This is a genomic window from Bifidobacterium hominis, assembly GCF_040095915.1.
GTDB lineage: Bacteria > Actinomycetota > Actinomycetes > Actinomycetales > Bifidobacteriaceae > Bifidobacterium > Bifidobacterium hominis.
The window spans coordinates 133,687-158,320 of the sequence record NZ_JBBMFR010000003.1 but is presented as its reverse complement, the minus strand read 5'-3'; the positions used below and the strand labels follow the sequence as shown (position 1 = coordinate 158,320).

The 24,634-nt window shown below is 56.6% G+C and carries 15 protein-coding genes; 5 read left to right on the top strand and 10 right to left on the bottom strand.

What is annotated here, in order from left to right:
• Positions 1-15: 15 nt before the first annotated feature.
• The 3 genes from WMO36_RS03450 to WMO36_RS03440 all read right to left on the bottom strand — a co-directional run bounded on the left by WMO36_RS03450 (position 16) and on the right by WMO36_RS03440 (position 5,698).
• Entirely contained in the window at positions 16-3,657 is a 3,642-nt protein-coding gene (locus WMO36_RS03450) for a DUF7604 domain-containing protein (protein WP_349076795.1), read from the bottom strand.
• A gap of 389 nt (positions 3,658-4,046) precedes the next feature.
• Positions 4,047-5,093, bottom strand: a complete 1,047-nt coding sequence (locus WMO36_RS03445; RefSeq protein WP_349076876.1) for a class C sortase — start codon at positions 5,091-5,093, stop codon at positions 4,047-4,049.
• Positions 5,094-5,236: 143 nt separating this feature from the next.
• Positions 5,237-5,698, bottom strand: coding sequence for a hypothetical protein (locus WMO36_RS03440; protein ID WP_099571141.1), 462 nt, complete (start codon positions 5,696-5,698; stop codon positions 5,237-5,239).
• Positions 5,699-5,996: 298 nt separating this feature from the next.
• Here WMO36_RS03440 and WMO36_RS03435 point away from each other — a divergent pair, with 298 nt between their 5' ends.
• Complete coding sequence (locus WMO36_RS03435; RefSeq protein ID WP_349076793.1) at positions 5,997-7,490, top strand: cation:proton antiporter; 1,494 nt, start codon at positions 5,997-5,999, stop codon at positions 7,488-7,490.
• 120 nt (positions 7,491-7,610) lie between these two features.
• Here WMO36_RS03435 and WMO36_RS03430 read toward each other — a convergent pair whose 3' ends face one another.
• Positions 7,611-10,778 (bottom strand): FtsX-like permease family protein, encoded by a 3,168-nt coding sequence (locus WMO36_RS03430; RefSeq protein ID WP_250779476.1) that lies wholly within the window; start codon positions 10,776-10,778, stop codon positions 7,611-7,613.
• A 263-nt stretch (positions 10,779-11,041) separates the two neighbouring features.
• On the opposite strand from WMO36_RS03430, the gene WMO36_RS03425 reads away from it, so the two are divergent.
• Complete coding sequence (locus tag WMO36_RS03425) at positions 11,042-12,511, top strand: amino acid permease (RefSeq protein WP_349076790.1); 1,470 nt, start codon at positions 11,042-11,044, stop codon at positions 12,509-12,511.
• A 273-nt stretch (positions 12,512-12,784) separates the two neighbouring features.
• A complete protein-coding gene (locus WMO36_RS03420) occupies positions 12,785-13,534 on the top strand; it encodes a hypothetical protein (protein ID WP_250779474.1) in 750 nt (249 codons plus the stop codon).
• Between the two features lie 196 nt (positions 13,535-13,730).
• On the opposite strand, the gene WMO36_RS03415 is transcribed toward WMO36_RS03420, so the two are convergent.
• Positions 13,731-15,932, bottom strand: a complete 2,202-nt coding sequence (locus WMO36_RS03415) for an alpha-galactosidase (RefSeq protein WP_126015832.1) — start codon at positions 15,930-15,932, stop codon at positions 13,731-13,733.
• A 171-nt stretch (positions 15,933-16,103) separates the two neighbouring features.
• Between WMO36_RS03415 and WMO36_RS03410 the strand changes: the two genes are divergently transcribed.
• Positions 16,104-16,433, top strand: a complete 330-nt coding sequence (locus tag WMO36_RS03410; protein ID WP_349076786.1) for a DUF624 domain-containing protein — start codon at positions 16,104-16,106, stop codon at positions 16,431-16,433.
• Entirely contained in the window at positions 16,382-16,723 is a 342-nt protein-coding gene (locus WMO36_RS03405) for a hypothetical protein (RefSeq protein ID WP_349076784.1), read from the top strand. The genes WMO36_RS03410 and WMO36_RS03405 overlap by 52 nt, the downstream gene beginning before the upstream one ends.
• Before the next feature lie 48 nt (positions 16,724-16,771).
• Here WMO36_RS03405 and WMO36_RS03400 read toward each other — a convergent pair whose 3' ends face one another.
• The 5 genes from WMO36_RS03400 to WMO36_RS03380 all read right to left on the bottom strand — a co-directional run bounded on the left by WMO36_RS03400 (position 16,772) and on the right by WMO36_RS03380 (position 24,339).
• Positions 16,772-17,815: a LacI family DNA-binding transcriptional regulator gene (locus tag WMO36_RS03400; protein WP_144165889.1), complete on the bottom strand. Its 1,044-nt coding sequence runs from the start codon at positions 17,813-17,815 to the stop codon at positions 16,772-16,774.
• Positions 17,816-18,043: 228 nt separating this feature from the next.
• Positions 18,044-20,776 carry a glycoside hydrolase family 2 protein gene (locus WMO36_RS03395; protein WP_126015826.1) on the bottom strand — a complete coding sequence of 911 codons (2,733 nt, stop codon included), beginning with the start codon at positions 20,774-20,776 and terminating at the stop codon, positions 18,044-18,046.
• 115 nt (positions 20,777-20,891) lie between these two features.
• A complete protein-coding gene (locus WMO36_RS03390) occupies positions 20,892-21,788 on the bottom strand; it encodes a carbohydrate ABC transporter permease (protein WP_226670914.1) in 897 nt (298 codons plus the stop codon).
• A complete protein-coding gene (locus WMO36_RS03385; RefSeq protein WP_349076780.1) occupies positions 21,785-22,834 on the bottom strand; it encodes a carbohydrate ABC transporter permease in 1,050 nt (349 codons plus the stop codon). Before WMO36_RS03385 ends, WMO36_RS03390 begins: the two co-directional genes overlap by 4 nt.
• 131 nt (positions 22,835-22,965) lie before the next feature.
• Complete coding sequence (locus WMO36_RS03380) at positions 22,966-24,339, bottom strand: ABC transporter substrate-binding protein (RefSeq protein ID WP_144165895.1); 1,374 nt, start codon at positions 24,337-24,339, stop codon at positions 22,966-22,968.
• Between the last annotated feature and the right edge of the window lie 295 nt (positions 24,340-24,634).

Genomic DNA, 24,634 nt, shown 5'->3' with positions numbered 1-24,634 from the left:
GCCCGAGGAACCGTCTCAGACGAGACGCTTCCTGCTGTTCCAGACGCCAGCCGCGCCAACCAGCAGTACTGCGAGTCCGCCGATCGAGCCGCCAACCAGCAGCCATTGACGATCCGTGGTTCCGCCCGTCAACGGCAACGCCGACACCGCCACATACGTATTGGTGAATTTGGCGACATTCGCAGACTGATTACCAACGGTCTTGCCGTTGTCATCCTTGACTTGCTTGATGCTCACTGTTGGCGCGCCCATATTGGCAAGAACAGTCACGGTTACCTCGTATTCCGCCTGGGAATAGTGCAGGCCGGCAATGGCGTCGGTAGGCTTGGTTTCCTTCACCGTGTAGGTGTAGGTGCCGGCGGTCTTGTATACGATTTTGCCGAAGCTCGCCTCGTGATTTGCGGTATCCGTGCCGATCGTGACGGAAGCTGAATCGGGCAGTGGAGCGTTCGGAATTGAACCCGTGCCAGCAATGGTGAAGTTAAAGGAGTCACCATTCTTCCAGTCACGACCACTGATGCTCTTGGACACCTTGATCGAACCTTCAGCCAACGTCGACTTCTTGTGAGTGTTGGTGACGATAACGTCCCATGTCTTCACATTGTCAGCCGTATTCGCGTTGGGATCGGCTCTCCACAGCTCGTCGGCAGTGATTCTCACCTTTTGACTCGTGTAAGAAGTTTCGTAGCCTTCAACAGCCTTTTCGACCACCTTATAAGTGTGACCGGGAGCTAGGTTTTTGAAAGTTGCAGTCCAATTCGTATCAGCCGTCGCCGTAGCTTCGCGTCCCGAATCTTCTCCGTCGATCTGCAGTGTAAACGTCACCGATGCAGGATTCCCTTCTGAGCTCGAATTGCCATCAGCATCAGCCCACTTCTTCTGCACTGTGATGGCACCGGTCTTGACCTGATCGACCGGCTGCTCTGCATAAGGCGCATCACCGCAGGCATGTGTTTTACCGTCACCCGAGTAGGCCAGGCATGCGCTGTCGTTGGTGTAGAAACCGGGCTTGTCCACAGACGTGGCATTACCGGCAGCGTCGGAATCTGCACTACCAGTCACACCGTTGTAACCATCTTTTCCAGCGTTCTTGTTCGCCGCATAATCGTCATACGCCTTCTGCGTAGGCTTAATGTCGAACTGCAGCGTGTAAGTCACGCCATCAGGAAGCGGATCCGTGCTCTTCGGCGATGCGGTAATCGTCTTGCCACTCACCTTGATATTCCATTGCGCAGTTACATCAGTGCCATCGTTGGTAACCACTTTTGCTGTTTTTGCAGGATCGACATCAGCAAATTCAGCATATTCCGACAGCGTATCCTGAATGGTCACGCCGGTATATCCGTTGGTGCTCGTAATGGTTTGCTGAATATTGTCAAAAACCTTCGACAGTCCTTCTGAGTTCGACGCAATCATGTAGTAGTTGCCACCGTCAACCCTTGTGCCAAGGTTCCTGTACGTCGTGGCCTTCGGATAGTTGCTGGAAACAGCGTTCATATACGCATTGAAGTTTCCAGAAGTATCCGAAGGATCAGCCTTTGAGAATACGCCGACACTGTAGATGGTAGTTCCCGAATCCTTCAGCGTTTTCGCATTCTTCACTGCCGTATCAGCGACACCATCGTCAAATCCACTATGAGAGTTCGGTTCTCCATCGGTGAAGAATACCACCACTTTTTTAGCATTTGCACGAGCACCAGCCAGCACAGCATTAGCCTTTTCCAAACCGTAATCGGCCCGTGTAGCACCTCCCGCTTGTAACGCATCGACACTTGCGCTCAGAGCATTCATATCGTCAGTTAAATTGCTGACAATCTGTGTATAGTTCCCATTCCACCAATGCATATCGTTACCGACACGATTGCTTTTATCAGAAGCAAACTTAACCAGCGAGACTCTAATCTTGTTGCCATTATCGGCAATAGCTGCGTTCTTATTAGTGGTATTCGTCAAGAATTCCTTCGCAGCCTTCTTCAATGCAGCAAGTTTTGTCGTCTCGCCCATTGTTTCACTCATCGAACCAGACACGTCGAGCACTAGTGCGATGTCGACTGGCTGGGAGACGGTTTGCGAAGTGCTGGACCGCTTGCCCGTCACGTTGAGGTTCAGCGTGTACGTATCGTTGACACCATTCTTCTTGGCGATGGTCTTGTGATGTTCCGGAGTTCCCAAAGGATCCGGATGCGCGGTCACCGTGAAGTGACCTTGCACCGTGTGATCAGCCTCAACAGTCATGTCAACGTAACGATATCCATTTGCATCTGTCGCAATATTGAGACCGGAAACAACCTGGCCGTTGTCAGCGCCTTCGAATGTCACGTCATACTTAGACCAGTCACTTGGATTACCTTCCAAGTAGAAGCGAACCGTCTTCCTTTCACCTGCACTAGCGAGGATCGGCAAAGTACCACTCTCTGCCGTATTCGATGAAATCGGATCCGATTCAAGACTTCCGGCTTCGCTATTTGAAACACCAGCCTTAAATGTTGCGTTCTTATCGCCACTTGCCAAACCATTGACGGTGACCTTCGCAACAGCCTGCGAAAAAATAACGCCGAACGCAGCACCCTGCTTAGAGCCGGGGCCGCTATTCTTCATTTCAATAGAAACGTTAGACGGAGTAGACGTCGTATACAGACGAATGCCCTGCGGTACATTATCCACGTCCGTACCCTTGCAAGTTACGGTTTTATTGTTATTCGAAAACTGTGGATTGCAGAACCCGTAGCTGCTGTTATTTGTAGGGTAAGACCCCAGTTGCGTAATCTCGGAACTGGAGGTGTACACCATTTTCTCGTCTGTGTTGGTGCTTTCCGCATCCGCCATAACGAACGAATACTGCAGATTAGCTACATTCTGACCGTTTTTAGTAATGGTGATATCTGAAAGCTGTATCTTCGAATCATTCCGCTTTCCATCGTTTTGATATAGCGCAGGTTTACTCCCGCTCGGGAAATCGGCGTATCCTTCGACACCGAAGATTGCATGATGCCCAGCTTCATTCGGATACGACGCCCGTTCATCCCACGTTGGCACAGTGCTGGCGACAACCGTACGATTGCCGGAATAATGCGCGGTGAATGACATGGTCAGGCCACCGCCGAGATTCACGGTCATTTTTTGGCCGTCGCTTTTTTTGGCGGTTTCTGAGTTGAACTTGGACATATCAAGCCAGCACACGCGCTGCAAAGCATTCGTTCCAGCGTAAATACAGTTGGAATCAGTGACATCCGCCACTACGGAAGGACTATTTTGCTCGGCGTTGACAGTTTGCGGATCGGACTGCGAAGCGGTATCAGTCTGCGAGTTCGTATCCGAAGATGTAGCATCTCCGGCATCTGCCGCATTCCCCGTGTTTACGCCGGCATCCGCACCAGTGTTGGTATCGGATTCAGTGCCCGTAAGGTCGGCGGAAGTATCGCCCGCATTGTCGGTGCCCGCGTTATTCGTGACGTTACCGTCACCGGTCGTTTCGTTAGCAGTGGTCACGCTCTGGTCCGTGGTGGTTTCCACAGTGGCCGGCGTATCTTCCGCAAGCGCGGCGGAGGTGGTGGCATAACCCATGCCGCCCAGCATGGCGACCGATGCGAGCACAGCCACTATACGTTTGGCAAGTCCTCCCCTGGGCTTCGCCTCATATTCATGCGTATGCCTCATGTGCATCCCCTTAAATCCTATGCAATCACGCGTCTCGCAACGCGTAGCCTCTCTTCCCGCCAGAATCCGCGGCATCTCCTATGCGCCCAGAAAATCCTGACAGTGCTTCAACTCTGGAAACTAGAGGAAAAGGGGTTGGCATGCGTACACCCTAAGTGCGGGAAAGTCGGGTAGCGCACAATCGATGGAAATTGCTGAATTGCAACACCAGTCACCCACGAAGGGCACCCGACGTTACCTCGAAGAAACGATGAGATAATCGCTACAATGACGTCTCTTCACACTTTCGCAATCATTAGTTAATAGTGGCAATCGCGCATTTTTTGTGCGCCAACTACATTTTCTATATTCAAATTGCATGTCAGACACGCCTTCATGCAGCAGTCGAGTCAGCCGCGCTTCGGCCACCAAGCAGCATGCCTGCGAATATGCCACGGCCTGCGCCGCAACCAAACCAACAGCATACCTAATACAAGAGTCGCAACACCTGCGATCACACCGATCGTGCGGGCGTCCTTCACCGCGCCACTCTCGGCGGGAATCTCATCCGGAATGGAGGAACGCGTGGCCGAAACTAGCAGACGGTGCGTGTTGACGCCATACGGTGTGCAGGTCATCAGGGTCACACGGTCCTCGCCGGGCACGATTTTCAGCTGCGACGTGTCGTTCGGCTCGATCACCGTGATACGGTCCACCTGGTAGCCGAGCGTGCGGCCCATCACCTCTATATAGAAGTAGTCGCCGACGCGCATTTCATCGAGCCGCGTGAACATGGCCGCTTCGACCAGTCCGCGATGCCCCGTGAGCACCGCATGAGTGTTCTTGCCTCCGACCGGCAGACTGCTGCCATACAGGTGGCCCGCGCCCGAAGCGAGCGCCGATTCGGAGGTGCCATGGTAGATCGGCAGTTTCACGGAAATTTTCGGAATACGGATCGTACCCATCACGCCACCGCCGGAATCCAACAGACTCTGGTACTCCGCGTCCGCCGAACTGGCGCTTGCGGAACTGGCGTCCGTGGAACCGGCGTCCGCGCCTGTGTCCGCACCACTCTGGTTGTCCGATTCACCAGAATCGGACATCTGTGATCCACTTTCACCCACCTGATTGTCCGATTCCGCAGAATCGGACACGCTGGCACGCGATCCGCCGCGCACATCAGCGAACGGATCCTTCGCCTCACCCAAAATCGGCTGCCCGGATTCCGCAAGCCACTTGTTATAGTCCTGGGCCGCGGCGAACGCGTCATCTGCCTGCGGATACGGCCAGCCCGCAACCGTCTGCGCGGATCTTACCGACGTTTCCGACAGATCACGCGCCGACCAATACTGCAACATTGCCGGGAATCCGCCAATACAAACCGCAGCAACAATCAGCAACGCCGCAACCGCACGCATCGCCAGCATTGTACCGCGTGCGCGACGTCGTTGACGCATTTCGTCGTCAACATCAATCGCCTCTGCAAATGACAGAAAACAGCCAGCCGTCAAAAGTCGACCGTCCACCGAAACTTCCTCGGACGACGGCTGGCGACCGTCATGCCATTCCACCGCTTTCTCCATCTCACGCAAGCGTGCCGTCACCCGACAAGCTTTCGCAGCACACGTTCCAGTTCGTCGATGCGCAATGCTTGCTTCGCAATCAATTCGTCGCACTGGTTGATGATGAGCTGCGCCTGGGTGAGTTTTGAAAGCATATCCTGCGATTCCATTTCCGATGATTGCGCGTCATCGCCCATAAGATCATGATGACGGATGATGCGCAGATCGTCGCGATTGGCACGCTCACCGCCGCGACGGTCGCGTTCCCCCTGCTTTTTCCAGCGTGCAATGCACCGCTCAATGCGTTTGTATCCGATGAGTTTCGGGTCGAGACCCGCCTCGCGGAAGATGGCGGCCGGCGATTCGCCCGCATTGTATCTGCACATGACTTCGATGCGGAAACTGTCAGCATACCGGATATGCGACGCGCTCACGCTTTCCACTGCGGGAAGGCTGGCCAAATATGCGCGCTCCTTTGCGGTGAATTTTCCATCAACCATTCTTCCCTCCCCCTGTATTGCCTAAACAGCTTGGTTCAGAATCATATCGGAGCTTTCCCCATTGGTACCCTCGTTAAAACCCTCGAATAAAGCCCGCCCTTCCCCCAATGAAAAGAAGGAGTTCCATCTTCAAAACAAAAAAGTTCCGCCATTTTTCACAGGTAGCAACGCTCATAGAATTGCCCCCCCCCCCCCATAAAATTTACAAAAACTTAACCTTGCCCTAGCGCACCCTTTTGGTACATCATGGGGTATCACATCTCTGAATACCGTCATGCAGACTCACTAGGCTAGAAACATGACGCAAGAGCTCGTTTCATTGACTATCATCATGGCGGTGGCAGCCGTCAGCCCGATTGTGGCGCAGTTGATTCCGGGAAGGTTCATTCCACAAACCGTGCTGCTGCTCGTCACCGGAGCCGCACTCGGTCCGTACGGACTGGGCGTGATCGAGGTGAACGACGCCGTGAAACTCTTGAGCGAACTCGGCATGGCGTTCCTATTCCTGCTCGCCGGCTACGAAATCGACCCGAAACGACTCGCCGGACATCAAGGCAAAGTCGGCCTTGTCACATGGATCATCACCTTGGGGCTCGCCGGACTCGTCGTGACCCTGCTTCCATTCTTCGCAAGGCAAGGCATCGACGGCATCGCCACGGTAATAGCACTTACCACCACCGCTCTCGGCACACTCATGCCGATTCTCAAGGAACGCAACCTCGAAGGCACCCCTATCGGCGACGCCATCATCTCGTACGGAACGTGGGGCGAACTCGGCCCAATCCTTGCCATGGCCATCCTGCTATCCACCCGAACCGGCTGGCAGACCATGCTCGTGCTCGGCGCGTTCCTTGCCATCTGCCTACTGTGCGCAATGCTACCCACGAAAGCACTGAAAACCGGCCATCGCCTGTACCGTTTCCTTACGGACAATGCGAACACGTCATCGCAAACGCTCATGCGACTGACCACATTCCTGCTCATCTTCCTTGTCACCATTTCTGCACTGTTCGAACTTGACGCGGTACTCGGCGCGTTCGCCGCAGGCTTCATCCTGCGCTACATCATTCCCGACGGCAGCAAGTCGCTGGAAATGAAACTGGAAGGCGTCGGCTATGGCTTCCTTATTCCTGTGTTCTTCGTGGTGTCAGGCGCCGCGATCAACGTGCGCGCCGTGGCAGGCCGACCCGCGCTGCTCGTCGCGTTCATCGTAATGCTCATGCTGATTCGCGCGGCGCCCGTATACGTTGCACTATCGCTCGACAAACGCGAGAATCCGCTGTCATCGCATCACCGCGTCACCGTAGCGCTGTATTGCACGACCGCGCTGCCGATCATCGTCGCTGTCACGTCACTGGCGGTGAAGGTCGGCACCATGCAAAGCGACACCGCATCAACACTGGTCGCAGCCGGTGCGATTACAGTGTTCCTGATGCCGCTGCTTGGCTCGATCACATATCAGGTGGCCGACGTACATCCGGTCACCGCGGTTCGGGAGATTGCGCACACGCCATCCGATTGGCGGACGATCGTACACGAACATGCGCAGGTGCGTGCGCTGCTGCACCATCAGGACCGGCTCAAGCGTATGGCGGAAACGTTGGACGCACTGGAGACGATGGGAACGATGGGACATGGCGATGCGGCACATGGCAACGCCGAATGCGATGAACATCGAGCCGAACTTGTGAAACGTGCGCGCCGCGAAATCGACCGGCAGTTGAAGGAACTCGGCCTAGACCCGCAGCTCACCACGCAACTGCCACACAACTACCGTTATCCGAAGAACTGAGACGTAAATCCGAGTCTTTCCGGTACTCTAAGTGTCCGATTCTGGTGAATCGGACAACCACAGGGCACTTTCGACGCATTACTTGTCCGATTCTGCAGAAACGGACAACCATGCATGCGACTATTCGACGGACTTGAGAGAACTGATCGGGTCGATGCGGTCAAGTACAGGGTTGACGAGCAGCTGCACGAGTAGCGCGAACGCCATGGTCGCGACAGCCGCGATCACATAGCTCAACGGCTTGCATTCCACTTCGAAATACAGTGCGGGCATGTTCAACGCGGCCGTCAGCAATCCGCCGACGAAACGTCCGAGCGGCAAGCCCAACACCACGCCCATCATGGTGAGCACCATCATTTCGCGATTCACGTAATGATGCACTTCCTTGTCGAAGAAGCCAAGCACCTTAAGTGTGGCCATCTCGCGTTCACGTTCTGACACGTTGGTATTGGCGAGCGTGAACAGCACCACCAGCGCAAGCCCGCCCGCGAGCGCCACTATCAGCGCGACCACCGCGCCCATCAGGTCGAATTTGAAGCTTTCCGCCATGTGCGCGCAGCTCACGGCTTTCATGACCGCGTCATCGTCTTCCAGCTTTCCCGCGTAGGCGGCCTGGGATTCGCCCGACCCTTTGAGCTTCGCGTACATGGCGTTCCACACCAGTTGCCGGTCGTTTGACGATGCGCCATTCGAGGTACCGGATTTGCCGTTTTTGTTGTCTGATTCTCCAGAATCGGACGCGGAAGATGCGGAAGACGTGCCGGATGCAGCAGTGTCGAACAGCTGGTGATAGTAGGTTTCGCTGACGTACACGTCCGATCCGATCACACTGCGGATTACCGCGCTGACATGCGCTTCGGCCTGCGTATCGTCACCGTTGGTCAGCGTTACCGTGTCGCCCGCGTTGACGCCCATCGCGCTTGCCGCGGACTGCGATACGATCACGCCGTCATCGCCCAGGCTTATCGCGTCCTTCGTACCGGAAGTACCATTCGCGTCCGATTCTCCAGAATCGGACATCTGGGACCCGTTTTCACCCGTCTGGTTGTCCGATTCTCCAGAATCGGACAACGAAGACGCAGAGGAAGACGTTCTGGACTTCCCGCTGAACAACGACTTCGCACCATCCACCCAACTGGAACGCACCGGCTGCAACGTGACCATCTTGCCGAACTCGCTGCGTTCACTGTCGGGCACGGCAACCAGCTGAATGCTTTCGCTCCCCGAATCGCCGGTCAAATCACCCGATTCAACGCGCACGTCCATGCTCGACGTGACGCGACCATCCGAAGCGACTTTCTGCCGCATCGCATCAGCGTCATCATCGTTCGCGACCACCATCAAATCGTACTGATACACGTCCTGATACTGTTTCGCGCCCAATGCGGCAACGGTGTCGTTGATCGCAAGTCCGCACACAATCAGCGCGGTGCAGCCGGCCACGCCGCCGACCGTCATGATCAGACGCGATTTGAAGCGGAAAATGTTGCGCGCCGTGACTTTGCCGAGGAAGCTCATGCGATTCCACAACGGCTTGATACGCTCCAGCAGAATGCGCGATCCTGCACGCGGCGCTTTCGGACGCATGAGACTGGACGGCTTCTGCCGCATTTCCTGCGCGCACGCATACACGGTTGCAGCAAGCACGCCGACCACGAACAGCGCGACTCCGGCCGTTCCGTACAGCCAGTCGTATTCCAAGCGTACGTCCGGCATCACATACAGGCCTCGCAATACGACAAGCAGGAACGCTGGAATGCCAAGGAAGCCTACAATCAGGCCGAATCCACCGCCGATCAGGCAGGCGAGCAGCGCGAACAGCAGGTATCGTGAGGCGACCGCAAGACGCCCGTAGCCGAGCCCTGTGTACGTGCCGATCAGCCCGCGATCCTCTTCAACCATGCGCGCCATGGCGGTCAGGCTCATCATCACGGCCACGAGCAGGAACACAATCGGGAATGCGTTGCCCAGCGATTGGATGGATTCCAGATCGGATTTCAGCGAGCTGAATCCGCCGATTTGCGACCGGTCCTGCACATACCAGCGCACTTGCGGAATGCTGTCTTCCATCTCTTTCCGCTTGGATTGCAGCGTCTGTTCGGTTTCGTTTTTCTGCTGGTCCAATTGCGATTGCGCCTGGTCGAGTTGCGCTTTGGCTTCCGCTAATTGCGGGCTTGCGGTAATTGCCGTTTCACGTAGTGTTTCACGGGTTGTTTCGTCGAGGGATCCTGCAGCCGCGCCCGCCTGCATATTGACGATTTGGTCGATTTGCTGGTTGAGCTGACTGCGATTGCTGTCGATCTGCTGTTGCGCTGCGGCGAACTGTTTGTCGGCTTGCGCTTTCGCCTCGTCGATTTGTTTGGTTCCAGCGTCGAGTAGTTCCTGATGGCGTGCTTGCTGGCGATTCTTGCGCACCGTGCCGTCGATACGGTCAGCCACTTCGCTGACGGTATCGTCATAGGCGTCACTGAACGAGTCCTTGTCGGCGGCGCCTTTCACGAGAATGGTGACGGCCGTGTACATGCTGCCGGTCTCACCGTCGGACGGCGCAAAGAACGTGTAGTCGCTGGTGGCGGAGGAACGGAACGCGTTCGTACCCGAATAGCCGTCTGGATTGGTGAGATCCTGCGGGTCAAGCACCACGCCCACAATGGTCAGTTCGGTAGGGAAGCTCGGTGTCTGGTTGTCCGATTCTCCAGAATCGGTCACCCGTGCGGCACTTTTGCCATCCTGCGTGTCCGATTCTCCAGAATCGGACATCTGGGACCCGTTTTCGCCCGTTTGGTTGTCCGATTCTGCAGAATCGGATACAGAAGAAGCAGAAGACGCCGAATCCTGGGGCGTCACCGTAATATGGTCGCCCTTTTTATATCCGGAATCCTTGATGAATTTGCGCGTCACCGCAATCTCGCCGGACTTTTCAGGCATACGGCCACTTTGCAGATACGGCTGGCCAATGCCATTCGTGCCGATCTCCTGCATGGTCACGGTTTTTTTGCCGTTCAGATCGACCGTCACGGTTTGCGAACGTTCGCCCTGCACTTTCGCAACACCGGAAACCTTACGGAGCGCGGCAATATCGTCGTCAGTCAATCCGGCCGTCGACAACACCTGAATATCGTGCAATCCTTGGGTGTCGAAAAAACGATCCGTCGCGAGAAAAGCGTCTCGGCATCCCGCGTAAATGCCGGTAAGCACGGCAACGCCCAGCAATGTGATCATGGCGATGGAGACGAATCGCTTCCACGCATGCAACCACATACGCACCATGTCTTTGACGAATGCCATGACGACCTCCAGCCCCGCAGCGTTCAAGCAGCATCAACCATTGCTCTCAAAACCCTCATTTTATTGGACTATCGAACTATTGAACACTACGAAGCCGAATCCACGCGCTACAGCTACAATCGGGGAAGACGTGCCATGCCAAAAACCATAGGCGCGTCACCTACCACTACTGCCGAACGCAATATCACAAGATCGCCAAACTTTTGCTGAATTTGCCGAATATTGCCGAATATTGCCGAGGCACCCAAGAAGAGGAAGCATTCATGAGCGACGCAACCGTTGCGAAGAAACCGCGCGAAACCGACGATGTGCCGGTTCCGCCGACGCTGCGCAAGTCTTTGAAGAATCGTCATATTCAATTGATCGCATTGGGCGGCGCGATCGGCACCGGCCTGTTCTATGGTTCCAGCGAGTCGATTCAGCTTGCGGGCCCGGCCATTCTGCTCGCCTATCTGATCGGCGGCCTGGCGATTTTCCTGATCGTGCGCGCACTGTCCGAAATGGCGGTCGAGGATCCGAAGGCGGGTGCATTCAGCTATTACGCTACACAGTACTGGTCGAAGCGCGCCGGCTTTATTTCCGGATGGAATTACTGGTTCAACTACGTGCTCGTGGCCATGGTGGAGTTGGCAGTGGTTGGCTCGTTCGTAAATTACTGGTTCCCGAACATTCCGAAGTGGGTGTCGGCGGCGGTGTTCCTGGTGGCCATCGCGGCGCTGAATCTTATGGGCGTGAACAAGTTCGGCGAATTTGAATTCTGGTTCGCCATCATCAAGATCGTGGCCGTGCTTGCCATGATTTTCGGCGGTTTGTATGTGATCATCACGAACGTGCCGACAGCTTCGGGTATTCGCGCGTCGTTCGCCAACTGGTTCACCGTTGACGGCGGATTCCTGCCCCACGGCCTGATGTCTCGCAATGCGGACGGCACGTGGACCGGCCTGCTGATGGCGCTGGTCGTGGTGATGTTCAGCTTCGGTGGCACTGAGCTCATCGGCATCACCGCGGGCGAAACCGAAAATCCGCGCACCACCATCCCGAAGGCCACGAACGGCATTATCTGGCGTATTCTCGTGTTCTACATCTGCGCGCTCGGCGTGATCATGGCCGTGGTCCCGTGGAGCACGATCGACGGCAATTCCAGCCCGTTCGTGCAGATTTTCGACTCGGTGGGCGTGCACGCGGCCGCCGGCATTCTGAATTTCGTGTGTCTGACCGCCGTGATGAGCGTGTACAACTCCGGCCTGTACGCGAACTCGCGCATGCTGTATTCGTTGGCGAAGCAGGGCAATGCGCCCGCGTATCTGGGCCGTCTGAACAAGCGCGGCGTTCCGGTCGGGGGTGTGATCACGTCGGCCATCATTATTGCGATCGCCGTGGTCGTGGTGTTCGTGTGGCCTGATTTCGCATTCAATTATTTGATGTCGATCGCCACGATCGCCGCTGCGATCAATTGGATCATGATCATGATTACGGAAATTAAGTTCCGTCGCGTTGTCGCCGCCGGCGACGGTCCGAATGATTTGAAGGGATTGAAGGGCCAGGAAGCACTTGACAAGCTCACTTTCAAGCTGCCGTTCGCCAAGGTGACGCCATATGTGGTGATCGCGTTCATGCTGCTGGTCGTGGTGCTGATGTGCTTCTCCGCAAGCTATCGCATCGCCGTGGTCGCCGGCGTGATTTGGCTGGCCGTGCTGTTCGCCGCCTATCGGATCACACAGAAGCGCGCCTGAAGTCATAGGGCAGCAATGCGCCCGTGCCTCAAGCGAGGGGCACGGGCGCTTTTTGATTTCAGATTACGATTTCAGATTTCAGTTTTTGATTTCCAATCTACGATTCCCGCTTTTCATTGCGTATTCCGCGATCGGCACGTTTCAAATTCCAAATTTCACTTCCGTATCGTAGTTGACTTGCCAAACTTAATCGCTTAAGCTTTTCTTAAGCTTGACACTATACGATGTTGGGCGGGTATCGGCAAGCGGGATTACTGCAGCAAGGAGGCGGCAATGAGCGCGGAATCATACAAGGGCGGCGAAATCAACAGCCAGCAGGCCGAAGCCATCAGCACGCTCGCCTCAGCCAACGAATACAAAGGCAAATCGCGCATCATCACACTGCTCGAACTGCCCTGGGGCCGCAAGTGGAAGTATTTCCGTGACCAACTGCTCGCACGCTCCGCGGCCGCCGTCGCCATCGTGTGCGTCGTCATCTATATCGCAATACAGGTCCTCACGCCGACCGCAACACCGAAACTCTACGTTGCCGTGTTCAACGACGCTGTCAGCCAGCAGGAGGCCGCAACCCTGCAATCGCAGGTCGCCAGCAAACTCGATCTACCAGAGGGGCGCAAGGGCGGCGTGCTCATCGACACCTACTTCTCCAGCGACGAAAACGGCATCAGCAAGCTGCAAACCATGATCGCCAACCATGAAATCGACGTGATCGTGGCCACCCCGAAAACCTATAAGGAGCTGTCCGGATACGGCTATCTGACGAACCTTGATTCGTCGCTGACCAAATCGCAGCGCACGACGCTTTCCAGCGATTTCGTAACGTTGAAGGGGTTCAAGGATTCCGACGACCCCGATTACAACGGCAGCGGCAAAGGCAGGGTGGAACCGTTCGGCGTTTCCATGACGGATTTCAAACGCTGGAGCACGCTGAAATCCGCAAAATCCGATGCAATCATCGGCATTGTGCAGGAATCGCAGAATCGCGGCATCGCACAGCAATTCATTGACTATCTGAACGAATGATAATGAGGATTGCCGGATCTATTTCGTCATTTTCCAACAAATTATCACAAAATAATTCGCATATTATGCGACATACATTGCAGATTCGTACCTTCAATTGAAAAACGGTACCGTCGATTGAGAACGGTACCGTTTTTCGGTTTCGGCGAAACTTCAGCAACACCTCGGCAAAGCCGATTTCAGCGCGGCAATCGCATTACAGCGCCTCGACCTCAAGCACAATGGCTTCAAGCGGCCACAGCGGCGGCACCTGCAGGCCGATTTCGTTCAGCAGGCGGCCGGAGACCTTGAAGCTGTCCATCTGCGCCGCGGAAATCCATTGCGGGGTGTTCCAGCCCCAACGCACCTCGCCGACCTCGTCGCGCAAACGCACACGGTACATGCAATCGGGGTCCAATCCCGGCATGCGCAGGCGCTCAGTAAGCACGTCACGCAGGTTGGTGACGGTCGCCACCACCCACACGGCCCGCTTGCCGTCGTCGGACACCACACCGCGGCCGCGCAGCGCCGGATCCTTGAAGTCCGCGTGCATCACCGTGCCGTGGTGCAGCACGCCACGCAACTCCTTATACAGCGACACGAATGCGCGCAGCTGCTCAACCTCGTCATCGGAGCATTCAAGAATGTTCCATTCGAAGCCGGAACAGCCTTCCAGCGAAATGGCCGCACGGTAGCTCAATTCGGTGGCACGCCAGGTGGAGTGTGCCGGCGACGGGCCGACATGCGCGCCGATCATTTCCGGCGGCACCACGAGTTCGGTGTAACGCTGAATGTCCACGCGATCGCGCGGATCGTTGGAATCGGATCCCCAAATGCGATCGGCATGCTGCAGAATGCCGGCATCGGTGCGAGCGCCGCCAGACGAGCAGCTTTCGATTTCCAGCTTCGGGAATTGCGATTTCAGATCGTCGAACAGCTTATAGCAGGCTTCCGTCTGCTCGTGCAGACCATAACGGCCGTTGTGCACCGGCTCGGTGACGTCACGATTGTGATCCCACTTGATGTAGTCGATGCCGAGTTGCTCGACCAGTGCCGCCATCTGCCCGCGCACATGCTCGTAGGCGGCCGGATTGGCCAGATCAAGCACATACTGGGTGCGGTAGGAGACGTCTTCACGGTACGGCACCGCTTCAGGCGCGGCGAGGATCCAATCCGGATGCTCGCGGGCGCAGTCGGAGTCGAGGTTCACCATTTCCGGCTCGAACCACAGGCCGAACTGCATGCCAAGGTCGTGCACATGCTTAGCGAGATTGTCGAGGCCGTTCGGCCAGACTTCCGGATCGACCACCCAATCGCCGAGGCCCCTGGTGTCGTCACGACGTTCGTGAAACCAGCCATCGTCAAGCACGAAACGTTCGACGCCGATGCTTGCGGCACGGTCGGCCAGCTTGATGAGCGTGGCTTCGTCATGGTTGAAATACACCGCTTCCCACGTGTTGATGGTGAACGGACGAGGGCTTGACACATGCTTCGGCAGCGAGCGCAGCCACGTATGGAAGCGTGCGGCCATGCCGTCAAGACCAGTTGCGGAGTATGAGAAGCAGACCTGCGGAGCCTCATACGATTCGCCGGCCGCAAGCTGAATTTCACCGGGGCCGAGCAGTTCGCCGGCGCCGATCAGCGTTTCATGGGGCGGCAGATTGTCGATGCGGTACGTCTGATTGCCGCTCCACGCCAGATGGCAGGCCCACACTTCGCCGCTCGCCCACTTCGGTTCGCCGTCGGATGCGATGAACATCCACGGGCTTTCATGGCTGGTTTTGCCGTGGCGACATTCGCGTGTCACGGAACCGGACGGCATAGCAGCGGTACGCGGCTGCTTTTCGAGCGGCCAACGACCGGTGAATTGCGTGAGCGTGTCTGCACGACGGGGCATCGGCATAGTAGATTCCAGCCAATTGACGGTCAATGGCCCGTTTTCGCTGTTTTCGCCGCCATTCGCACCGTCGATATTACTGACGGTCTGTTCGACCATCGCAAGTCCGCCCTTTTTCAGCGAAAGCTTGAGATTGAGACGTACTTTGTTCACGCTATCTTCCGCAGCGACGGTGATTGCCGTCGCCTCGGTTTCGCGATCTTCCGCGGCAAGGAATGTGGTCACGGAAGTCCAGCGCACGAACACCGGGCGTCCGCCACGGTAGGCTTCAAGTCCCGGACGGCCGGCGAACGCTTCGGCGCCTTGTGGCAGCAGCGATGGACGCAGGGCCGCGTCGGGCTTTTCGTTCGGAGGGGTGATTCTCAGCGTCATGGCGTCAAGCTGGGTCAGTGCGGCTTCGTCGGGCGAAAGGCCGAAGTCAGCACCCCAGTATTCGACTTGCGGCATTTCGTCGGTAGGGGTCTTCAGCACGATGCACACGCCATCTCGGCGCAGCACGGCATGGGGTCCCTGATCAAACATCGTTGTCTCCTTCGGGTATGGAAAATGCAAGCCAGGCACACCTGCCCAGCTTTTCAGGCTTTTGACTTTTAACTGGATTCAGTATATATTAAGCGCTTAAGTATTGCAAAACGGCGTGACGCCAACGCAGCCGCTCCGCCGAATTACGAACATGCATTAAAGTGAGGAACCATGGCGAACATCTTCAGTCAAGACAATCCCTTCAACGATCTGATGAGCACCATCGGCGACATGGCCATGATCAGCGTCGCATGGACGGTCTGCTCCATCCCCGTCGTAACGATCGGAGCGTCCACATCCGCCGCCTGTGAAGTCGCACGCGAACTGCAGACAGGCTCGTCCAAGGGCATTTTCCGCAGTTTCTGGGCCGCGTTCAAGCGCCGCTTCCCCACCAATCTCGCACTGACCGCCATTCTTGCGCTGTTCTGGGGACTCGCGCTGTTCGACCTGTGGTATCTGTCGAAGCAATCCGGCAACACCGTCGCGATCCTGTATGGCTGACCCTCGCGGTGATCGCGGTGATCGGCTCGCTGTTCGCCTTCATCCTGCCCTTGTCGGGCCGCAGCAAACTCAGCGTGGGCGAGCAAATCAAGCAATCCGTCAGACTCGCGTTGATGCGCCCTCATATCGCATTTGCGGTGCTTTTGCTGGACATCTGGCCGATTATCGTGGTATTGATAGCACCGCAGCAGACGTTGATGCTCATCCCCCTATTGTGGATTCTCGTCGCGGCCGGAGCGAGCTTCTATCTGCAGATGATGCTCGTACGCAAAACATTCGCCCTCGAATAAAAAATTACGATTGCCGCAGCAAATGCGCAATCGCAATTTTTAAACTCATCATCGCATCTTTTCCTCTGCCGGAGCGGGACCGGTCGAAGCGCGGGCACGCAATTCGTACGGCCCTTCCATCAGATGCCCCACGCGCTCACCGTCGATCAGCTTGAGCAGCAATCCGGCGGCTTGCTTACCGGTATCGACCACATCACGGCCCATGGCGGTCAGATTCGGATAGGCCGCGGTGCACATGAAGGAATCATCCCACGACATGATGGAGATTTCCTCCGGCACTTTGATGCCTTGCGAAGCTGCCACGCCAAGGCCTGCCAACGCCATCACATCATTGTCGTAGATGATCGCCGTCGGATGCTCTGGGAACGACAGCAAACGCTTCGTGGCCTCGCTACCAGTCTCCGGCGTGTAGTCGGTGTGCAGGCAGCGGTAACGCATGCCCAGCTCAGAAGCGACATCTGCAAAGGCGGAATCACGAATATACGAGTGCGCAAGCGATTCGGGACCGCCGACGCGGGCGATCTGACGATGCCCGAGATCATACAGGTATCGCACCGCTTGGCGCACGGCATCGGCATCGGCACTTGACAGGCTCGGCAGATTGCCGGCCACGGAAGCGTCGGCGATGGCAAGCACCGGCATTTCCTCATGCTCCTCAAGCAGGGCGACGCAAGGATCGCCAAGTTCCACATTGACGAGCAGCATGGCATCGACGTTGCCGGTGGCGATCCAATCGTCGATGATCGCAAGCTTCGCATTCTCGTCAACGGCCATGCGTACCAGCAAGGAATAATCGTATTTTTCCAACTCGGCGCCAAGACCGGAAATAAGCTCCATCATGTAGGGTTCGACGGAAAGCAGCTTCGGGTCGTAACCCAACACCAGACCCACGCGCTGCGTCTTCGACTTGGCCAGCGCCTGTGCCGCGCCATTTGGCTTCCATCCCAGTTCGTGTGCGACCTTCAACACCTTGTCTCGGGTCACATCGGAAACACCAGACTTGCCGTTGAGCGCATATGAAACAGCGCTACTGGAGACCCCTGAAGCTCGGGCAACGTCAAAAATCGTCACCTTGCTTTTTTGAATAGGCATGTCCGCGTCCTTCTTCTTAACTTAAATCGCAACTTAAACGATTCATCTACATCATACAGTAAAAGCGCCGACCAACCTCTTGAAAAGTCAGTGCTCACAACACTTTCGTCTCTTAAGGTCGGTGGCGCTTCAACTTATGTTTTTACTCAACCGAACACGTCAACTGAAATTTCAGTAGTCCTCTATCCACTCTTCTACCGCTTCAGTAGACGGCGTATTCGCGGAATCTCACCATTCGCGCTTCAGATCGTTGGCGGAACGCAGCACGTTGGCAGCTGCGAATACGTTCGGATCGGCAAGCGCCCCAGCATCGGTGGTGGTGATGTGCAGCACGACGCTTTCGCCCGGAAGCAGCGAGACCATGCCCTCGGCCACCGAAGCCTTCGCGTCGACCTTGTCTGCCATGCAGAACAGGTCACGCACGTAGCTCTTGGCTGTGACGGTAAGTTCCACGCCATCTTCCACGGCTACGGCCGCAGTGCTGAACGCTTCAGCCGGGGCGGCAAGCTTCTGGTCGATGATTTCGGTCGGATTGAAGATCACTCGGGCGAAGGCGTTGTCGGACGGGGTCGCCACAACCAGCTCGTTGCCGGCATCCCCGTAGGAGACGATGTCCTCGGCGAGCGGCAGACCGATATGGCAAACGGCGCCAAGCTCAACATCGTCGAAGCTCTGGGTAGCGAGCACTTCGCCGGCCAGCGTGACGCGCTCGACCTTCCACGTGCCCTTCCATGCCTCACGGGTGTCGTTGAGCACGATGAGTTCGAAGTGGTCGTTGGCGGTCTTCGTGCCTTCCCAGCTGTGGGTTTCACGGTATTCGTCGGACACACGCGGCTGGATGGTGGCCAGGCGTGGCGCGAAGAAGTCGCGGGAAGCGTACCATACCGGCTTGCGATGTCCATCGAAGTCGACGGCCGCCCAGGAAACGACAGGCCAATCGTCGTTGAGCTGCCAAATCAGCGCGCCCGCGTTGACCGGCTCGAGGGAGCGCATATGCTCCACGCCGAAACGCATGGCCTGCGCCTGCTGCAGCTGGCATGCCCAATGCCAATCCTCTATATCGGCCCAATTGTCGGTCGGAATCAGCCAGCTGTGCTCGCCGTCAGACGGCTTGCCGTTGACCACGCCGCCGAAGCTCACGTCGTCAAGATGGCCAGGGGTGATGTGCGAGCGCATGCCACGGGCCAGCTTGTAATTGCCGCCCATGGCCTTCTGATGCACCAGCATCTGCTTGCCGAACGGTTCGAGAACCTCGTCGTGCACTGCGTTAGTGAGCGTGCTCCATGCCGGCGGGGCCTGATAGCCGAATTCGTCGGCGAAGCGCGGGGTGTACTGCGCATATACGGTGTAATCGGCGCGGTTCCAAGCATCCCAGATGTGCATGGTGCCGTCGGTGTCGAAGTTGGCGCCCACGAACTTGGTGAAGCTCATCGGAGAGCTTGGTAGATAGACGGAACGTGCCGGATCGAGCTCTGCGAGCAGGGCCGGGAACAGTTCGGAATAGTAGTAGTCGCCCCACGGCTTCTCTCCGTAGCCGAACTCGTTGGCCTTGCGGTCGTCGTCGCGCAGGGCCTGCTTGTAGCCGCCCCATTCCGCATAGGCCACATAGTTTTCGTTGGATCCGTTCCACACAATCAGGCTGGCATGTTCGCTCAAACGGGTGATGTGCTCGCGGGCTTCGGCTTCGACTTCGGCCTTGGTTTCGGTGTCTTCCGGGTAGGCCGCGCAGGCCAGCATGAAGTCCTGCCACACCATGATGCCGTACTTGTCGCACAAATCGTAGAATTCGTCGGCTTCGTAGATGCCACCACCCCATGCACGCACCATGTTGGAGTTGGATTCCACCAGGTCGCGGATGCCGCGCTCGTAATCGCGGTTGGAAACGCGTGCGATGAACGCATCATCCGGAATCCAGTTGTAGCCGTGCGCGTGCACCGGCACATCGTTGACATAAATCTGGAATGGACGGCCGACTTCATCGGCGCGGGTGTCAACATGCACGGTACGGAAACCGACATGGCCGTTCCAGGCGGCGGCTTCTGCGGTAGCGGCCTCACCGGCGGTGACGGCAACGTCGTATAGCGGCTGATCGCCGTAGCCAATCGGCCACCACAACTTCGCTTCTGGCACTGCAATCGTAATCACCGCGCTATCGCGGCCTTCCCCAACAATGCCGTCGGCAGCCAAAGCAACACCGAAACCGGAAATCTCCGCATGCACCGGCACCGCCTGACGCACGGGATGGGAATCATACGGGGACATGATGCGACCCTTGCCCACACGTTCGATCTCGACGTGCACATTCAGCAGGCCGGTACCATCAGCGGCAACATCAACCAACGGACGCACGGAAACCAAACGCACGTCGGACCAGGAATCGATGCCAATCTCACGCCAGATGCCGGCGTTTGCCACATCGATGCCCCAATCCCAGCCGAAGGAGTAGCTCGGCTTGCGAATCTGGTTGAACGCGTGATGCTCGGTGTGCGGGTAGTAGCCGCGGGCCTGCTCCATACGGTCGGATTCACGCACCGGAGAGGTGAAGGTGACGGTCAGTTCGTTGGCGCCCTCTCGCAGCAGTTCGCCCACGTCCCAACGGTAGGAGCGGTGGAAGTTCTTGGTGGAGGCCACCGGGCGTCCGTTCAGCACAATGTCGGCGATGGTGTCGAGGCCGTAGGCCACCAAGTCGTGGCGGTCGGCACCGTTGTCGTGCCAGTCGAAACGGCAAGTGAAACGCCAGTCGATGTCGCCGATCCACTGCTGATCATTCTCGTTGGCGCCGTCGAACGGATCGGCGATCAGTCCTGCATTCAGCAGGTCCAGGGTCGCCTCTCCCGGCACGGTTGCCGGAATGCCGACGGTAAGCGTTTCACGCAGCGATTCTGGGGCGGCTTCTGGGTTGACGGCCGTCAGCGTCCATCCTTCTGCAAGTGGGGCAAACGTGCTGGGAATGTGAGACATGGTTGTGAATCCTTTTTGCGAAAAAGTTAACGAGGAAAGATGAAGGAAGGACCGCGCCGCGATCTCAATCTCGGTGCGGTCCCGGTTATGGAAAAGGAGGTTCAGTTATACGTTTTTATTCCTTGACGGCGCCTGCTGCGATGCCGCTGTAGATCTGCTTCTGGAAGATCAGGAACAGGATCAGCATTGGCAGCAGCGTGATGATCACGCCGGCGCAGATCAGGTTGTACTTGCTGCCCATAGGACCGGTGAAGGAGTACAACGCGATTGCGATGGTCTTCAGATCGGCATTCTGCAGGTATAGGTTGGCCGCGTAGTATTCGTTGTACACGCCGACGCCCTTCAGGATTGCGCAGGTCACGATTGCCGGCTTCAGCAGCGGCAGCAGGATCTTGTAGTAGACGGTGAAGTACGAGGCGCCATCCATGATTGCGGCTTCATCCATAGACACCGGGATATTCTCAAAGAATTGGATGAATACGTAGATGGAGATGACGTCGGTGCCGCACTGCATGAGGATGTATCCCCACATCGTGTTGACTGCGTGGAAGTTGACCATCATTTTGTACAGCGCGACCTGCATTGCGATGCCCGGAAGCAGGGCCGCGATGGTGAACATGCCACGGATGAAGGTGTTACCGGGGAAGCGGAAACGGCTCAACGCGTAGGCAAGCATGGTGCCGATGATCGTGGTGACGATCAGGACTACAACCACCACGATGATGGAGTTGCGGAATGCGACTGCCATGTTCGACGTGGTGAACGCCTGCACATAGTTGTCGAAATTGAGCCAATTCTTCGGCATATCCATAACAGATGTGCTGTGGTATTCCTTGTCCGTCTTGGCGGCGGTCACAAAGCAGCTGACCAGAGGCAACAGCATCATGAATGCCACGAAAACCAGGGAAAGATACTTGACGAAAACGAAGAAACCAATCTTGAACTTGTACCAGAAGCCAGAAGTCTTGGCTGCGGAGCGTTCCTTCGCGAGTGCCACTGCGTCAGTCATCATGCCACCGCCTTTTCAGTCTTGCTCGGACCGTTCTTGAAGATCGGAGCGTTCTTCTTGGCCATGCGGGCGCGCTGGCGCTCGATCTTCGCGGCCTTCTTCTTTGCCTTCTCCACACCGTCGTCAGCGTCCTTAAACGCGTAGTTGAAGAACAGTTGCTGCAACAGCGCGCAAATGAGAATGATGATCAGCAGGACGATTGCCATGGCGGATGCCAGGCCGACCTTCTGGCTGGTGTGGGCGATGCGGTCCATGCGCACGAAGTAGGTGGCGGTGCCGTTCGCGCCGGTGGTGATGACGTACGGGCCTTCGAAGGCGGACAACGAGCCGGTGATCGAAAGGATGACGTTCAGCACGAGGATGGTCTTGATGCCCGGCAGAATGATATGGCGGAACTGCTGGAACTTGTTGGCGCCATCGATTTCCGCGGCCTCGTACAGCGATCCGTCGATCGACATCATTGCGCCGATGAACAGGATCACGTTCTGCCCGAGGTAGCGCCAGATCGACGCGCCCACCAGCGACCAGTTGTTCACGCTTTGGTCTTTCAGCCAGTAGGGCAGACTGTCAAGCTGGAATCCGCACCATTGAAGCACAGTATCGAACACGTAACCACGTGTGTAGAAGAACTTGAAGATGAAGCCGACTGCAATGCCGTTGATCAGGTACGGGAAGAAGTAGATGGCCTTGAAAGCGCTGCCGCCGCGGACCTTGAACGCCAGCATGCTGGACAGGTACAGGGCCAGGCCAACCTGGATCAGCGCGCCGGCCATGTAGTAAAGGCTCAACTTCAGGGAGGAGAGCGTGTCGGGACGGGTGAAGACATCAATGTAGTTCTTGAGGCCGATGAATTCACGCGGGCCGATGTACTTCATCTTGTAGAACGAGTAGCCGATCATGGATCCGAACGGCCAATACGTGAAGATTACGAGCAGTGCGACCGGAACTGCGCAGAAGGCGACGATAATACCGGCCTTGCGCCAATCTCGGGGCTGCTTATTGAATGGGATCTCGACCTTCTCGGCCGGTTCCACTGCTGCTGCAGTCATGATATCCCCCTCAGGTGAGTTTTCTTCTCTGCCTTGTTGTTAGTGAAAGAAAAGGACTTCGACCGTTCCTGCTGAGAACGAGCCGAAGTCCTCAGTGATGATTGAAAGCAATCACAGATTGAGCATCAAGCTCACTTGGCGTCAACACCCTCGGAGTCGAGAGCGTCGTTCCACTTCTGGTTCCATTCCTGGACGAGTTCGTCATAGGTCTGGTCCTTGTTGGCAGCGTGCTCGACGATGCCCTGAACGCGGGCGTCGCCGCCGTTCTTGAGGTTGAGCTCGGAATCAGAGTTGAGGTCGTTGAACAGATCTTCCTCGCCGGACTTGGCGGGTTCGTCGGCGATGAGCTCGACATCCTTGAAGTTGGCGTAGAGGTCAGGAAGCTTGTCGTCGTTGGCGGAGATCGGGATGCCACCCTCGTTGTAGGCGAAGTTGGACTTTTCGGTCATCCACTTGACGAAGATCATGGACGCTTCCTGATTGTCAGCGGAAGCCTTCTTGTTGATGCCGAATGCGTAATCCGGACCGGAAGACGCATACTGCTTGCCGTCGACGGTGATCGGGAACGGCATGTAGCCGACGTCTTCAGCGTTGTCGCCAGCGGCCTGCATCTGGGAGACTGCCCAGGAGCCGAGCACCATGGTAGCGATCTCGCCGTTGTTCATCTTGCCCTTGGAAGATTCCCAATCGGTGGTGGAGTAATCGTCCTCAGTCAGACCATCGGCAACAGCGTCGTACAGAATCTTGTAGACGTTGTAGGCGTGGGTGCCGTCGCCCGGATCCTTGAACGGATTCTTGGTGTGCTCAAGCACCTGGTTCAGGTACTTGGCATCGCCGGTAGCGGTACCGCCAATGTAGTCATCCCATGCGCCCATGGTCCAACCAGCGGCATAGTTGGTGTACAACGGGATGGCCTTGGTCTTCTCCTTGATGGCCTTCAGGTCGGAGATGAACTCATCCGGGGTGGTCGGCAGCTTGTCGATGCCGGCGTCCTTGAAGACCTTCTTGTTGTAGACGATGCCGGAGGCGTTGCCGGTGGAAGCGATGCCGTAGACCTTGTTGTCGTAGGCCTTGTCGGTAGCATACTTGACTTCCTTCTTCACGTCGTCGAGGGAGCCGTAAGACAGGAAGTAGTTGCCCAGCTCGGACTTATCAACGGCCGGGATCATCATGATGTCGCCCCAGTCGCCACCCTGCAGACGGGTCAGCGCGCTGTTGGCGTAATCAGTGCCGCCTTCGATGGAGATCTTGATGTTCGGATACATCTTGTTGAACTCAGCGAGGTACTGCTTCCAGGTCGTGCCGCTGTAGTCGTCCTTGAGCATATCGGTACGGTTGCTGTACAGCTTCAGATTGGCCTTGATGTCCTTACCGGTCTCGCCAAGGGTGATGTCCTTGTACTGGAGATCCGTGGACTGCGAGGAGCTGTCGCTGCCGCCGCAAGCAGCCATGCCCATCATGCAGGCGGCTGCGACACCGGCTGCGACAATCTTCTTGAGATTCATCTTCTGATCCTTCCTTATGAATCACTGTTCATCACTTCGGGAGACTCGGCACCGATTCTCCGTTGGTGATGCCTTTCATCTCAGGCCTCTCTGCCTGCCCTTGATGAAGTGGTAATACTTACGATAACTGAACCCCTTAAGCTTGTCAAGCGCTTAAGTAGTGCGTCAATACCCCCGAAATGAGTTTTACGATGCTTTCTCAACATTACGCGATTTTGTTTAGTCTGCAAAAAAGTTGATATTACTGGGCTTTCGATTACTTATCTGCAATCTAACAAGTATTCAGTAGGTTAAC

Bases quoted from the DNA above. Each gene is read 5' to 3' on its own strand.
- WMO36_RS03415 (WP_126015832.1), bottom strand. From the start codon at position 15,932: ATGTTTGATCAGGGACCCCATGCCGTGCTGCGCCGAGATGGCGTGTGC.
- WMO36_RS03445 (WP_349076876.1), bottom strand. From the start codon at position 5,093: ATGCGTCAACGACGTCGCGCACGCGGTACAATGCTGGCGATGCGTGCG.
- WMO36_RS03440 (WP_099571141.1), bottom strand. From the start codon at position 5,698: ATGGTTGATGGAAAATTCACCGCAAAGGAGCGCGCATATTTGGCCAGC.
- WMO36_RS03450 (WP_349076795.1), bottom strand. From the start codon at position 3,657: ATGAGGCATACGCATGAATATGAGGCGAAGCCCAGGGGAGGACTTGCC.
- WMO36_RS03385 (WP_349076780.1), bottom strand. From the start codon at position 22,834: ATGACTGCAGCAGCAGTGGAACCGGCCGAGAAGGTCGAGATCCCATTC.
- WMO36_RS03435 (WP_349076793.1), top strand. From the start codon at position 5,997: ATGACGCAAGAGCTCGTTTCATTGACTATCATCATGGCGGTGGCAGCC.
- WMO36_RS03420 (WP_250779474.1), top strand. From the start codon at position 12,785: ATGAGCGCGGAATCATACAAGGGCGGCGAAATCAACAGCCAGCAGGCC.
- WMO36_RS03380 (WP_144165895.1), bottom strand. From the start codon at position 24,339: ATGAATCTCAAGAAGATTGTCGCAGCCGGTGTCGCAGCCGCCTGCATG.
- WMO36_RS03390 (WP_226670914.1), bottom strand. From the start codon at position 21,788: ATGATGACTGACGCAGTGGCACTCGCGAAGGAACGCTCCGCAGCCAAG.
- WMO36_RS03395 (WP_126015826.1), bottom strand. From the start codon at position 20,776: ATGTCTCACATTCCCAGCACGTTTGCCCCACTTGCAGAAGGATGGACG.
- WMO36_RS03430 (WP_250779476.1), bottom strand. From the start codon at position 10,778: ATGGCATTCGTCAAAGACATGGTGCGTATGTGGTTGCATGCGTGGAAG.
- WMO36_RS03410 (WP_349076786.1), top strand. From the start codon at position 16,104: ATGGCGAACATCTTCAGTCAAGACAATCCCTTCAACGATCTGATGAGC.
- WMO36_RS03400 (WP_144165889.1), bottom strand. From the start codon at position 17,815: ATGCCTATTCAAAAAAGCAAGGTGACGATTTTTGACGTTGCCCGAGCT.
- WMO36_RS03425 (WP_349076790.1), top strand. From the start codon at position 11,042: ATGAGCGACGCAACCGTTGCGAAGAAACCGCGCGAAACCGACGATGTG.